Genomic DNA, 12,763 nt, shown 5'->3' with positions numbered 1-12,763 from the left:
TCATACAGAAAGTCAAGATTATTTGTACCTTTGTTATCCCAATTTGCGTTTTTCCGCTTGCTTCTGCATAAACTCATCTTTAGTTAAACCAAACAGAATGAAATCTAAATATTGACCATTTATATATACCACCTGTCTCCGCACACCTTCTTGAACGCAGCCAAGTTTTTGCATCATCCTTGAAGAACCTTCGTTTCCTTCGAGAACATAGTCATTAAATTTATGAAGTCTTCGCTCCAGAAATGCATACCTTAATAAGATCTCCATAGCCCTTGTACCGTGGCCCTGATCACGATACTCTTTATAGATTACGATTCCAATGCTAAACGTACCATTTCTCTCGTCAATACTATTTAAATTGATTCCGCCTATACTTTCTCCGTTTAGTTTTTCAATAGTAAACATAATTCGTCCATTCGTTGAAGAAAAATCAGCATTCTCCTCTACGAATTTTTTCACCCCTGAAATGGTAGGTGGTAATTCAATTGCACATTCTAAAAAGCGACGTGCCGGAGTATCAAAATCACTTACGTAGCAACTTTCCCAATCCTCAGTCTGTATGGCACGCAGTCTAATTTCATCATCTTGCCAATAATAATGGCTGTAATCTATATTAAGCATATAACCCTCCAAGTTTTTAGTAAATTATAATAAGGTCACAGAATTAAATATATATCCGAAACAATTCAGAACTATTCTATACACAAAAAAGCCCTATCAGATTTAATCCGATACGGCCTTCCCATCTATTTTCAACTTAGTTTTATCCTCAATACTTTAAGTTTTTGAATTATTCATTAGTTCGTCGCAGAAAGCGGCTACGTCACCGCCTGTCACATCGAGCACACCCTTTCCCAAGGCTGCACCCTCTTCAAAAAGATCGACAATTCCCGAAAGCACACTCATTCCAGCGGTTAGTTCAACAGGACCGACCTTAAAGAAATATTTTTGAATCTCTTTATAAACAATCTGATAGTCTTCCGGGAGCCCTTTAACACGCGCTACATGTGCACGCCACTCTTTTTTGCCTTCGATGATATCTTGTATTCTCATTTCACCCTCCTACTTACCTAACTTTTTTGCAATATTATTATTGAGTTGCTTGCGCCACTTGTCGCGTAAAGAGTTTGCTCCTTCTTCGCTAGCCAATGCTAAACAGAAGCCTCGGATATCATCACCCAAAACCTCTTGGACACTTTGACCTTCTGCCGCTGTTTCTTCGAAAAAGCTAAGTACACCTTCAAAAATCGGCATGAGATTACGACCCGTGAAATCTGAATGTTCCCAAAGACTAGTATGAATCTCTCCCCATGCCTCTTGATAATCAACTGGCAGCTTTTTGACTCGTAACTCAAAAGTTTTCATCTCTTTATTGATGTCGCTTCCGGTAATTTTTTCCCAAAAATTCATTCTTGTCTCTCCTTTAACTCGTTGATTTTCGAAGATACAAACTCCCATTTCCCCCAGAACTTCTGTAATTCCTTATGCCCTGCGTCGTTAAGCATAAAAAATTTACGCGGCGGTCCCATATCGGAGGGCTTTTTGGTGATCTCCACCAACTTGTTTTTTTCAAGCCGGACCAGAATCGTGTATACCGTTCCATCCACAACATCTGTAAAGCCGAGGTCATTTAGCCTCCGAGTGATTTCATATCCGTAGGTTTCTTTACGACTTATAATTTCAAGGACACAGCCCTCAAGTACTCCTTTAAGCATTTCCGTTAGGTTTTCCAGAACAATCACCTCTTGCTATTCTGTATCACTAGTATCAAGTATTGCTAGTTACCACTATAAAGTATCACGCAGTAGGTTGTTTGTCAATAACTCAGCATCAGTGGAGCAGGCTAACCGAATCTGCGGTTTTAGGCATTGAATTTTTTTCTAAAATAGGTTAATTTATATACAGCTTAGCGATAAGCAAGTTCCTAACACGAAGGGAGATGTTTTTAATGGCGACTACTTATATGGTGGTTCAGTATTAAAACTGAATAGTAGGCATATTTGAAATAAGGCGGGAAAATGCCCGTATTATTTGGTATGCCATCCAAAGTAACCTTTCGTGAATATTGCTGTTTGCGAGATACGATAAAGGTCGTATCTTTTTTGCGTCATAATGCCGCGCGACAGCAGCTTCTTTAGAGGCTGCTTGTCCGTGGCATTTTTGCGTCCAAAAAAACAATATTAAAGGAGCTAACAAAGAAATATGGTGGATTTGAAAACCTATGGCTACACAGAAATAGAAGCAATTCAAGACGGATTATTACCCGGCAGGGTGACAGAGCTTCGGCGCGAGCGCTTCACGATCATGACCGAGCGTGGCGAAGTAAAAGCGGTACTCAAAGGAGCGTTCTATCACAGCGCGGAAACACGCGTAGACTTTCCAAGCGTCGGTGATTTTGTCTTGCTGCACTACAACGAGAGCGGAGAATCTCTCATCGTTAAAGTACTGCCCCGCCGCTCCAAGTTCTCACGCGCGGATTACTCAGGGCATGCTGCAGACTATGCCAAAACCGTATTGGAACAGGTCGTTGCAACCAATTTTGACTACGTGTTTATCCTCTCTTCTCTAAATATGGATTTCAACGTGAACCGAATCATGCGATATGTGACACAAGCTAGACAGAGCGGCGGCCAGCCGGTCATCATTCTGACTAAGGCGGATCTCGCTCCAGATTATTATCTCTCCCTCGCAGAAGTCACACAGAGCATTCCTGATGTGCCGGTTTACGCGATCTGCAGTCATACAGGCCAAGGACTAAGCGAACTCGCTCCTTACTTATTACCTGCTAAAACAGTCGTATTTCTCGGTATGTCGGGGGTCGGTAAATCGTCTTTGCTTAACGTGTTAATCGAACAGGACGTAATGAAGGTTCAGGAGATTCGGGAGGTTGACAGCCGAGGACGGCATACAACAACGCACCGTCAACTGTTCATGCTCCCCTCCGGTGCGATGGTCATCGATACACCTGGTATGCGTGAACTCGGGCTTTTTGATGCCGACGAAGGTATCCGCACAGGCTTTACCGATGTAGAGGAATGGTTTACTCAGTGCCGATTTACAGATTGTCGCCATCAGACCGAGCCGGGTTGTGGCGTTCTCGCCGCGCTGAAAGACGGTTCGTTGCCACGTGAACGGTGGGAGCATTATATCGCTCAACAGTATGAGAACAAGTATATCCAGGATAAAACGAGCTACCTCATCGATAAAAGAGCTCGAAACAAAACGATCGCTATGCGGAGCAAGCAAACAAAGAAAAACGGAGGAATGAAAATATGAACATTAAATTCGAAACGCTAATCTATACCTTAAGCCAACTTTTTAAGAAGGACATCGTCTCTGCTGACTGCCACACCATACCATTACAGGGCGGAACTGTAGGAGATGTGTGCCTAGTAACGGGGACTGCCGAAGCCGCGGATGGTGAAAAATTGCCGTACCGCATCGTGCTGAAAACTCAAAAGAAATGGGAGCGTTATGGCGATCCGGGTTCATGGCGCCGGGAATATGATCTCTATACGTCTGACTTAGGCGCGACGTTCTCGGATACCTTCCGCTGGCCGATATGTTATCACGCCGAGATCAATGCCGAAGAAGATCAGTTCCAGTTGTGGCTGGAATTTATCAATGGCGTATCCGGTTTAGACTTGACCGGTGACATGTATGAACAGGCCGCGTTGGAGTTAGGACGCTATCAAGGAAAACTGTATGCGGAGCAGCCCGCTGTACTGCAGAGTCTGACCAATCTGAGCCATGCGGATCTTATGAAGAATACGTATCTGCATTATCGATCATGGCCGCTCGTCTACGATTATATACGTTCGGAAGACTGCGAATTCCCACAGCATTTACGGCAAATGCTCATCGACATTGATGAGCACGCAGACGAGATCCTCGCCCGCATCGAGAATTTGCCCCTCGTGCTATGCCACCGGGATTTCTGGGTGACTAACCTGATCTATGCGGACGGTACAATTGCTCTCATCGACTGGGATACTTCCGGATGGGGCTACCTGGGTGAGGATATCGCAAGCCTGATTGCGGATGAAGCGGATATCGATCACATGGTCGAATACTATAAGCGATGTGTCCCTGCATATTACAAAGGATTTTCGGAGTATACAGATGCATCCTCTATCGCCGATCATTGCGTCTACGAGCTGATCCTTCTTATGTTCGGGTATCGGCTTGTGGAGGGGTATCTCCACACAGAGAACGATGACGAGAAGAAGAATCTTGTCCACACGCTCCAAAAAATCCATGAAATGAAAAGTATTTCTGCGTAGGGCTAAATCTCTAAAATAAAGCTCTCTACAAGAACTCCGAAAACCCATGAATGTAGTGGGTTTTCGGAGTTTCTTTCATTACTTACATTCGTCTTCCAAAGCTTCATTCATAAGGACCTATCAGTTTTTTCATAGAATGTAAAACATTCGCGTTTGCCTCAATAAGGCTTATCTGACTTTCGCTAGTGCTATTCTTTCCCGATAAGCAATACCAATGTATATCTATTAATAACTCCAGCCTTCATTGAGTTCCACCTAGAAGAAGTTTAAAGGATGTTAAATATTCGGTATTAGGTATGCCCACCAACAAAAAAACTTGAAAGGAAAATAACCTTTCAAGGCAAGATATGAAATTAATCTACATCTTTAAGTCATGCTTTACTAAATCAAGAGCAACAGCCAATTTAATTTGATTTTGCTTACTAAGCCCTTTTAAATACTGCGAAACTGTTAAAGTTTTAACTTTTGGTTTTACCTCATAACTATTACGTTCTAATTCAATTTCTGCTACGAATCTATCGTTTATTAGTATCTTATAAAGATGCTCACCTTGTTCAGGTATCCAATAAATAATATATGCTGCTTTCATTTCTGGAAATTCACACTCTATAACTTCAAGTAACCTTTTTTTCTCTTCACTTTTGAAAAGTAACTGATTTGATTTAATAAGATGTTCCCTGATTTCTTGTTCTGTTTTACTTCCAATAAGTTTCAATTTATCCTCCAAATTTTCCTTTGTGAATTTTGTATGGTTAATTTGTGACAAACTGGACGTTTGACTCAAATAAAATAAACTAAAACATTATTAAATCAAAATCAAAAACTCCTCCTTCTGTTCAACCATATAATTATTAAAATTTATTAGAAATTGTTCTTTGGTTTGTTTCTCAATCTGCCAAAGTATTATTGCTTTTTTTAATTGTTCTACATCTAAAATCGCAGACACCACCTTAATTAATTGTGATTTAACAAATTTAGTAAAGACCACTTGACCAGACTTACTATCTAAATTCCCATCTGATAACTCTAGTCTTGGCTATCTAATTTGGCCACATATGCAATCTCTCGCATGAAAGAGGTTACAGCATGACCAGACCATCCTCATGCAGCATCGCCCAATAATAAATTGTATTCTTATGAATACTAATATCTTGAGTTAGATGATCTCTGATTACGCTAGCTGAGCTCTCCTCAGATCATTAAAGTAGATTTTTCTTTTATATTTAATTCGATATTTTCATAGGCGTTTAAGAATTAAACTTGGTAATAAACTTTAAATCTCTATTAAATCCCAAATCTCGAAGATAGTCTTCCCATTAATTTGTCCTTCTCTAAGCAATTCATCTGCTGTCCTAAATGATTGCGTGTAACTATCCTCCCCTCTTGTTAGATAGTATCCTTCTTTATTTCTACTAATCCAGTACTCCTCATTATGATAGTAAAACGGGAACTCTTCGCCCCCCCCTACTCTTTGAACGAGTTCAGTATATTCTACTAACTCAAATCCCTCCTTTACTTGCTTCTATCAGGATTACCATTTTTATTATAAGTCCATCTATGTTCGTGCGGTGCCTTAGGGTGACTTTGAGGAGTCTTATGATGTGTATAATCTACATCCCTCGTTGCCCTTCCGTCAGGACCATACCATCTTCTCGTCAATTCTCCCGTCTTTAAGTCAACGATATCAACGCTTGAGTTTGGTTTACCAGTCGACCCGGGAGTTGTAGTAACTATAGTATGATTTGAGCTTGGGGTGACATCGTATATATTCCTTTTGTTTGATATTATCGTCTGCTTCGGAACATTACCCTTACCCTTATATTGAACTTGCTGCCGCTCATACTTTTTTGGCGAATATTTGTGTTGTTAGCGATACAGCGTTGAATTAATAGTAAGCCGCCAAGCGATAAACGCAAGGCGGTTAGGATGAATCATTTCGAAAAAGTATTTTTAATTGGTGGGGTAGATTCCCAACTAATCAGTTTAATATTGTAGCTATCAAGCAATTCATTAGCATTGGAATATTGAGTACTACTTGTCTCTCCATCACTTTCAAAAACCCTACCATCTTTTTTTATAATTTTGCTCATTCTTTCAATAATTATAGAGTCACGGCTAGCAGGTCCCGGTCGAGGAGTCTAAATTATTTAAAATGACGATAACTCTCTTTTTAAGTCTTCACATTACTAGACTAGGCATTTTTAATTTTGTCTTTATATACTTTTAAAATTGTTGTGTTCAAATCACTGATTTCTGATAAATGCCATTCAAATGTCGTTATAATTCTATGAATTTCAAATAACATTTTTTCTACTTCATCACCATCATTCTTATCCACAGAATTAAAATTGTTTAGTAAAATATCTAAATCTCTAGTTAAAGTCCTAAAATCCTCCAGGTTCCCGTACTGTTCATCTAAATCTTCTTTGTTTACAATATTAATACTTAAATTAAGTTTACCTAGAATGTCCAATATTCCTTCTAACTTTTTATCCATTTAAATCCCTCCACTTTCATTTCCAATCCTTAACTACTCGTCCAAGTGCTTTCTTAGTCTTATCAGGGTTTAAAGTACCATTTAAATTCAAAACGTATTTCACATACCCTGTTTTATCTATTACTTCTAAATGGTCTTTGTGTAATCCGTCAAGATAAACTCCATAGCCTTTTTTTAGATACTGGTTATTAGTTTTCTTTTCTACCCTATAAATTGATTGTCCATCATATTTAACTTTTGTTTTTGATAGGGAATTACTTATTGATTTTCCAAACTTCATTTTAAAAAACTCATCCATATTTGCAACAGATTTAACCTTATTTTTACCTGTAGACTTGTTACCCCAACCAATTCCACCTGCCATTCCCATGGCATACATCGCACTATATTCTGCTTCTTTCGATTTCAAAAAAGCACTTACTAGCTGTTCTCTCGCCCAATCAGAGTTGCCTGCACTATTTGTATAGGCACTCTTACCTGTTAACAGATCAAACAAGTAATTATATCGATTAGAACTCAGCTTATTACCTACACCAGATAAAAATCCAAAAGCAAGCCGACAAAAAAGAAACCTTAAACGGCATTTAGCCAATCAAGGTTTCGAAGGTGTTCTACCAAATTCCTCTCTCAAAATCTGGATTATCTATTTCTTTGATATAAACTGAAATCCATAAAACTGTTTGTTTAACGGGGTCTGTTTCAAGGTAAACTCCTTTAGTACTAAAATAAACTTCTTCAAAATCATCATATACAAAACTTGGTTCTAGCTTTATAACATCATCAATATGCATTCCAATCCTAATTTTATTAAATAAAGTACCATTATAGTTACTCGTAGCAGTTATTTTGAATAACTTACCATTTAATAAATTAAACCATAAATCTATTGAGTTATCTATTTCATACCTTATTAGATATTTCCCTAATAATTTCGGTTGTTTACCAAATTGTTCTATCATTGAATAGAACTCATTGATGTGGCTATATAGCTTTATACCTCCCATTCCTTCCCAAGGGACGATAGGTGCTTGTAAATCAATCAAAGATGATTTCACCTCCTTGTAAAAATAATAGCAGCGTTCTCCTTTCCTACCTCAGTTTCACCTTCTGAAATTAACATTTTAATTTCTACAACATATATCCCATCTATCTTCCAATATGGTTCTACCTTCTGAATTTCCTTTTTTAGTACAGCCTTAGATGGTTCAATTTAGCAGATATATGCTTCGTTCCTGTTGTAATCCTGACAACAGTCTTTGATTTACCTCGCTGGGCATAGAATATTTAATAATGGTGAAGTAAGAGGCTTCCAATCGTTATATCCGATATTTTGTAACAGCAACTCTTTTTCACTTGTATTATATTTGTCGAGAGAGTATTGGGGCATCATTTTGAATCTTTTAATGAAATAGTTACCGTCCATATCACTAACATACATATAATCTTCCGTTCTCTCGGTGATTCCTTCTCTTTCGTATGAAAACTGGAGATAAAAAATTGAATCTATTTGTTCAGCCGTGGGAATAGTTGCAATAGGTCCAATATTTTGTATCTCTTTAGTCGCTGTTTCCAGCAATTTAGCATTATGTGATATAACATCTACAAGTTCCGGCTGCGGCTTTATCGAGTCACTCCGATAGAGAGATACATATACTAATGTTGGGTATTGTAACGATGGGCTCTCTGTTGTCTCCTTAGAAGCCGAACAAGATATAAGAAGCATACTACATAAAATCAGAAGAACAGTTACTCTAATTAACATAAGCCATCACTCCTGTTTAATGAAGTTTAAAGTGAAATACAAATTACTTTCTGGACTACCTGATAGTTCAGTAACTTCCATTAACTTTGGGAAAACAGTTACTTCCGGTGGCGTTACTTACAAAAATTATGTTTGGATAAACAATCGTGCGACATATTCACTTTATCGTTATACCCCTCATACAATTGATATTAATTTACTTCCTGCATTAAGTGGAGGAAACTATCTCTTCATGAATATTACTAGAGGTTGGTGGGACTCAACAAACCCTTAGGGTTAATTATAGCCTTTATTAGTTGTACTAAGGTGTGTATCAAGCTGATCATTCACTTGATACACACCTTTTTTTCCTGGGAGGGAGACATTAAGGCTTGAAGTCATGCCACTGTGAGATACGACACCACCGTCCATGATTCCCGCTTCTTCCCCGCTCTCGGTAATATCATAGCAGGCAAGATACCATTCGCTGTTGTATGTAGATGCATAATTATATATTTATCATTAATTATAAACTATCCCCTCCACCAAACTGTATTTACCACTTGCATATAGAACACATGTTCTGTATATAATAATGAAGAGTAAATGAAGATACGGAGAAGATTCGAGGCAGGGGTCTAGGCTCCATTCACTACGGGGATAGAGAAACATTCTCTTGTTCGTATCTTTGATTCGTATTTCAGCCATATATCTATTCATCAACCATACAGAGAACAGTGTATTTACAGTATTTCAATGGAGGGTTAACCCATGTCGAGACATATTTTTTTAATCGACGGACAGTCTTTTTACGCTTCAGTAGAGAAGGCGGCTCATCCGGAATATCGGGATAAGCCTGTTGCTGTGGGAGACCCCGCAAGGCTTAATGGAATTGTGCTCGCGGCGTGCCCCATCGCAAAATCTCGCGGTGTGACAACAGCATCAAGAGTCGGGGAGGCTCTGGCTAAATGCCCGGATCTGATTGTCATTCGTCCTAGAATGCAGACCTATATTCAAGTATCCTTATTTATCACACAAATCTTTGAATCCTATACAGATCTCGTAGAGCCGTACAGTGTCGACGAGCAGTTTCTAGATGTTACAGGCTCCATCACTTATTTCGGTTCCCCTTACGAGATGGCGAAGACGATCCAGAACCATGTACTGTTATCCACGGGTGTGTGGACCCGAGTCGGGATCGGTCCCACGAAGATTCTCGCCAAGATGGCCACCGATAACTATGCCAAAACGATGCCCGAAGGCATCTTTGAGCTATCCTTCGACAAGCTAGAGTCTACGTTATGGAAGCTACCTGTACACCATATGTTCATGGTAGCCTCTGCCATGACTCGCCATTTCACTCGGATGGGCCTGAGCTGCATCGGTGATATTGCCCGTATGGAATTCGGTGAATTTAAACAACGGATGCGCCGGGAAATGGGCAAACAAAGTGATATTCAGGCTGCATACTATTGGCAGACTGCCCGCGGCATTGATCCTAGCCCCGTCGTATCCGGAATACGGCATCAGCTTAAATCCATCAGCCATGGTAAAGCTCTCCGCTGGAGCCTGTATCGCAGACTGCAAGATATTGAAGTTGTTCTACTTGAGCTTGTCGTTGAAGTGTGCCAGCGTACAAGGCGACATCACTATGTGGGATCTGTAGTTTCGGTCTCTGCCGCAGAGACCGACGGTGAGCGTACAGCTTGGTTCAGCCGGCAGATGACGCTGCCTGAACCAACGGCACTTACCCACGAAGTTGCTGCCGCTGCACGCAAGCTGTTCATCGATCATTGGAGCGGTCTGCCTCTCAGTAACTTAAGCATTTCCTTGTCGCAACTAACAGACGATAGCGTTATTCAGCTCACCCTCTTTGATGACCGCCCCCTTGCATTTCGCAAAGAACGGGTCATTGATGAGATTAAGCATCGGTACGGGAGCAGCGCCATTATGCGCGCGTCTTCTCTGAAGGCAGCGGGCGTAGCACGAGAAAGAGCTGAACAAATTGGAGGGCATTATAAATGAGCAAGCTTGATGGTAACGAACGCTGGAAATCCAAAATGCTGTTAACAGAGCATGTCGAGCAGTATGAACAGCAGCATACGCCTCATGGAAGCAAGATCATTACACCAGAGGAACGCACGATGATTCGTGACTATATCCTGCTGCCGCATATGGAGAAGATGGTTCAGAAAAGCATCGCTGATGCAGAGTACTCCACCAATATTCTAAAGCGCTTGTACATCCTCGCAAGCCAGAAGATTCTCGAACAGATCATGCAGGATATGTACCGAATACGGCGTGAGCTCAAGCAGCGTAATATCAAAATATTGACTGAAGAGCAATCCGATCTGGTCATCTATCATCGCTATTATTGCCGGGGATATGAAGACCAGTTTGGCATGACCCGTGATGTCATGCGAGCAGAGATCAGCGTACAGCTGACCAAGTATATGTCGGAGCTGGCGAGACTCCTGAAAGATTACACCAAGGAAGCGAAATGAGCTGCGCTAATGCGAAGAACAACCTTGGACTCACATCCATTATCATTACGCTGAGTCCGATGAGCATTTGGAACAATGGAAATTCATAAAATAGCCCATCGCTGCTCTCTTATTCTTTGCCATAAAAGCAGTGATCGGGTATATCACCTACCGTCATTATGACCGGCAATTAAAAGAGATTGACCAGAAACTGAGCCATCTTCTTCACCAGCATTCAAACGAATCAGACCAACACTAAAAAAGCCAGAGAACCCCACCTGTAATCACAGGGAGAATTCTCCGGCTTTTTAACATTTTTCAGTCATGAACGTACAAACAATCAGTGTGGAACAAATGCCAACTGCAATAAAAACAATACAGCAAAGACATACATAAGTGGATGCACCGCGCGGAAATTCCCTTTAACCACCTTCATCAGTGGATAGGAGATAAAGCCAAGTGCAATCCCAGTCGAGATACTAGATGTAAGCGGCATAGTCAGAATAACGAGGAATGCAGGAAACGCTTCGTCGAAGTCGTCCCAACGAATGCTTTTAACATTGCCTAACATTAAGCAACCAACGACAATAAGCGATGGAGCGGTAATCGCAGATAACCCAGACACTGCCCCAACGAGCGGACTAAAAAACGCGGCAATTACGAACAACACTGCAACCACAACCGCGGTCAGCCCTGTTCGTCCACCTGCACCCACACCAGCAGCAGATTCGACATATGCTGTTGTAGGGCTTGTACCCACCATGGAACCCGCAACCGTTGCGATGGAATCAGAGAACATAGCTCGCTCAGAGCGAGGCAACTTATTATCCTTCATTAGACCAGCCTGCTCAGCTACACCCACCACTGTACCTGTAGTATCAAATAAGGTGACAAGCAGGAAGGAGAACACCACAGCGTACAAGCTATGCGAAATGACATCGCCCGCTGCCTCAATCGGATTCCACACCAAGATTCCTTCAGGAAGCGTAGGTACAGAGACGATTCCCTCTGAGAAGGACAGCATCCCGGCAAAATAAGCGATAATACCGGTAATAATCATCCCGATAAACAGCGCACCTTTTACATTACGAGACAACAGAATTAAGGTTACCGTAAGACCGACCAGCGCTAATACCACTTTAGGCTGATGCAGATCACCTAGGGCTACAAGATTATCTGGGTGAGCCGCCACGATCCCACTCATCCGTAACCCAAGAAAAGCAATGAACAATCCGATTCCTGCGGTAATTGCATGCTTCAAGTTCTGGGGAATCATTTCAATCAATCGACTGCGCAGCGAAGTCATCGACAGAAGCAAGAACAGAATCCCTGCAATGAATACAGCCGAGAACGCCTCGATATAAGACAAGTTCGCATGTCCTTGAACGACTGAATATGTAAAGTAAGCATTAAGCCCCATCCCTGGCGCAACAGCAATTGGATAACGAGCCACCAGACCCATCAGTAAGGTACCGATAACCGCTGCAATGACAGTTGCAGTAAAGCTCTGTTCAAATGGCACACCCGCTCCGGAAAGGATCAGAGGGTTTACGACCATAATGTACGCCATGGTGAAGAATGTAGTTGCTCCAGCAACAATTTCGGTCTTGACCGAAGTTCCATTGGCTTTTAAATCAAACACTGAATTGCCTCCATTTCTAATGTAAAAATCACATGTTGCAAAAACGCACCTACTATTATAGAGGAATGTCATATTTTTCGCGAGCCTAAATTACGTGTATACTTTATTCATCTAAAT

The 12,763-nt window shown here is 41.0% G+C and carries 14 protein-coding genes; 4 read left to right on the top strand and 10 right to left on the bottom strand.

Annotated features, from left to right (window positions below; all coding sequences use genetic code 11):
* Positions 1 to 33: 33 nt before the first annotated feature.
* From ACK8P5_RS08540 to ACK8P5_RS08525, 4 genes are all read right to left on the bottom strand, one after another.
* Complete coding sequence (locus tag ACK8P5_RS08540; protein WP_422660514.1) at positions 34 to 621, bottom strand: GNAT family N-acetyltransferase; 588 nt, start codon at positions 619 to 621, stop codon at positions 34 to 36.
* 156 nt (positions 622 to 777) lie between these two features.
* Complete coding sequence (locus tag ACK8P5_RS08535; protein ID WP_422660513.1) at positions 778 to 1,053, bottom strand: DUF1048 domain-containing protein; 276 nt, start codon at positions 1,051 to 1,053, stop codon at positions 778 to 780.
* Between the two features lie 9 nt (positions 1,054 to 1,062).
* Positions 1,063 to 1,410, bottom strand: a complete 348-nt coding sequence (locus ACK8P5_RS08530; RefSeq protein ID WP_422660512.1) for a DUF1048 domain-containing protein — start codon at positions 1,408 to 1,410, stop codon at positions 1,063 to 1,065.
* Positions 1,407 to 1,733, bottom strand: coding sequence for a PadR family transcriptional regulator (locus tag ACK8P5_RS08525; protein ID WP_422661417.1), 327 nt, complete (start codon positions 1,731 to 1,733; stop codon positions 1,407 to 1,409). The genes ACK8P5_RS08530 and ACK8P5_RS08525 overlap by 4 nt, the downstream gene beginning before the upstream one ends.
* 667 nt (positions 1,734 to 2,400) lie before the next feature.
* Here ACK8P5_RS08525 and rsgA point away from each other — a divergent pair.
* Together rsgA and ACK8P5_RS08515 are read left to right on the top strand one after the other, a co-directional pair.
* A complete protein-coding gene (gene rsgA, locus ACK8P5_RS08520) occupies positions 2,401 to 3,276 on the top strand; it encodes a ribosome small subunit-dependent GTPase A (RefSeq protein WP_422660511.1) in 876 nt (291 codons plus the stop codon).
* Positions 3,273 to 4,283 carry a phosphotransferase family protein gene (locus tag ACK8P5_RS08515; protein WP_422660510.1) on the top strand — a complete coding sequence of 337 codons (1,011 nt, stop codon included), beginning with the start codon at positions 3,273 to 3,275 and terminating at the stop codon, positions 4,281 to 4,283. Before rsgA ends, ACK8P5_RS08515 begins: the two co-directional genes overlap by 4 nt.
* Before the next feature lie 358 nt (positions 4,284 to 4,641).
* On the opposite strand, the gene ACK8P5_RS08510 is transcribed toward ACK8P5_RS08515, so the two are convergent.
* The 5 genes from ACK8P5_RS08510 to ACK8P5_RS08490 form a co-directional block, all read right to left on the bottom strand.
* The gene (locus tag ACK8P5_RS08510; RefSeq protein WP_422660509.1) at positions 4,642 to 4,998 is read right to left on the bottom strand and encodes a hypothetical protein; all 357 of its coding nucleotides are present in this window, start codon (positions 4,996 to 4,998) and stop codon (positions 4,642 to 4,644) included.
* Positions 4,999 to 6,474: 1,476 nt separating this feature from the next.
* Positions 6,475 to 6,780 (bottom strand): hypothetical protein, encoded by a 306-nt coding sequence (locus tag ACK8P5_RS08505; protein WP_422660508.1) that lies wholly within the window; start codon positions 6,778 to 6,780, stop codon positions 6,475 to 6,477.
* A 16-nt stretch (positions 6,781 to 6,796) separates the two neighbouring features.
* Positions 6,797 to 7,372 carry a hypothetical protein gene (locus tag ACK8P5_RS08500; RefSeq protein ID WP_422660507.1) on the bottom strand — a complete coding sequence of 192 codons (576 nt, stop codon included), beginning with the start codon at positions 7,370 to 7,372 and terminating at the stop codon, positions 6,797 to 6,799.
* Between the two features lie 19 nt (positions 7,373 to 7,391).
* On the bottom strand, positions 7,392 to 7,823 hold the full coding sequence (locus tag ACK8P5_RS08495) for a hypothetical protein (RefSeq protein WP_422660506.1): 432 nt from the start codon (positions 7,821 to 7,823) through the stop codon (positions 7,392 to 7,394).
* A 218-nt stretch (positions 7,824 to 8,041) separates the two neighbouring features.
* Entirely contained in the window at positions 8,042 to 8,542 is a 501-nt protein-coding gene (locus ACK8P5_RS08490; protein WP_422660505.1) for a hypothetical protein, read from the bottom strand.
* A gap of 750 nt (positions 8,543 to 9,292) precedes the next feature.
* On the opposite strand from ACK8P5_RS08490, the gene ACK8P5_RS08485 reads away from it, so the two are divergent.
* Both ACK8P5_RS08485 and ACK8P5_RS08480 read left to right on the top strand, forming a co-directional pair.
* Entirely contained in the window at positions 9,293 to 10,546 is a 1,254-nt protein-coding gene (locus ACK8P5_RS08485; RefSeq protein ID WP_422660504.1) for a DNA polymerase IV, read from the top strand.
* The gene (locus tag ACK8P5_RS08480; protein WP_422660503.1) at positions 10,543 to 11,025 is read left to right on the top strand and encodes a hypothetical protein; all 483 of its coding nucleotides are present in this window, start codon (positions 10,543 to 10,545) and stop codon (positions 11,023 to 11,025) included. Before ACK8P5_RS08485 ends, ACK8P5_RS08480 begins: the two co-directional genes overlap by 4 nt.
* Positions 11,026 to 11,344: 319 nt before the next feature.
* Here ACK8P5_RS08480 and ACK8P5_RS08475 read toward each other — a convergent pair whose 3' ends face one another.
* A complete protein-coding gene (locus tag ACK8P5_RS08475) occupies positions 11,345 to 12,646 on the bottom strand; it encodes an NCS2 family permease (RefSeq protein ID WP_422660502.1) in 1,302 nt (433 codons plus the stop codon).
* Between the last annotated feature and the right edge of the window lie 117 nt (positions 12,647 to 12,763).

The sequence above is a fragment of the Paenibacillus sp. EC2-1 genome (assembly GCF_049311625.1).
Classification (GTDB): Bacteria; Bacillota; Bacilli; order Paenibacillales; family Paenibacillaceae; genus Paenibacillus_AQ.
Note: the sequence above shows the minus strand (reverse complement) of the source record. Positions and strands in the feature narration are given on the sequence as shown.

What these genes read in the sequence shown, in the direction of transcription:
- ACK8P5_RS08480 (WP_422660503.1), top strand. Translation starts at nt 10,543, where the DNA reads ATGAGCAAGCTTGATGGTAACGAACGCTGGAAATCCAAAATGCTGTTA.
- ACK8P5_RS08540 (WP_422660514.1), bottom strand. Translation starts at nt 621, where the DNA reads ATGCTTAATATAGATTACAGCCATTATTATTGGCAAGATGATGAAATT.
- ACK8P5_RS08485 (WP_422660504.1), top strand. Translation starts at nt 9,293, where the DNA reads ATGTCGAGACATATTTTTTTAATCGACGGACAGTCTTTTTACGCTTCA.
- ACK8P5_RS08490 (WP_422660505.1), bottom strand. Translation starts at nt 8,542, where the DNA reads ATGTTAATTAGAGTAACTGTTCTTCTGATTTTATGTAGTATGCTTCTT.
- ACK8P5_RS08505 (WP_422660508.1), bottom strand. Translation starts at nt 6,780, where the DNA reads ATGGATAAAAAGTTAGAAGGAATATTGGACATTCTAGGTAAACTTAAT.
- ACK8P5_RS08535 (WP_422660513.1), bottom strand. Translation starts at nt 1,053, where the DNA reads ATGAGAATACAAGATATCATCGAAGGCAAAAAAGAGTGGCGTGCACAT.
- ACK8P5_RS08515 (WP_422660510.1), top strand. Translation starts at nt 3,273, where the DNA reads ATGAACATTAAATTCGAAACGCTAATCTATACCTTAAGCCAACTTTTT.
- ACK8P5_RS08530 (WP_422660512.1), bottom strand. Translation starts at nt 1,410, where the DNA reads ATGAATTTTTGGGAAAAAATTACCGGAAGCGACATCAATAAAGAGATG.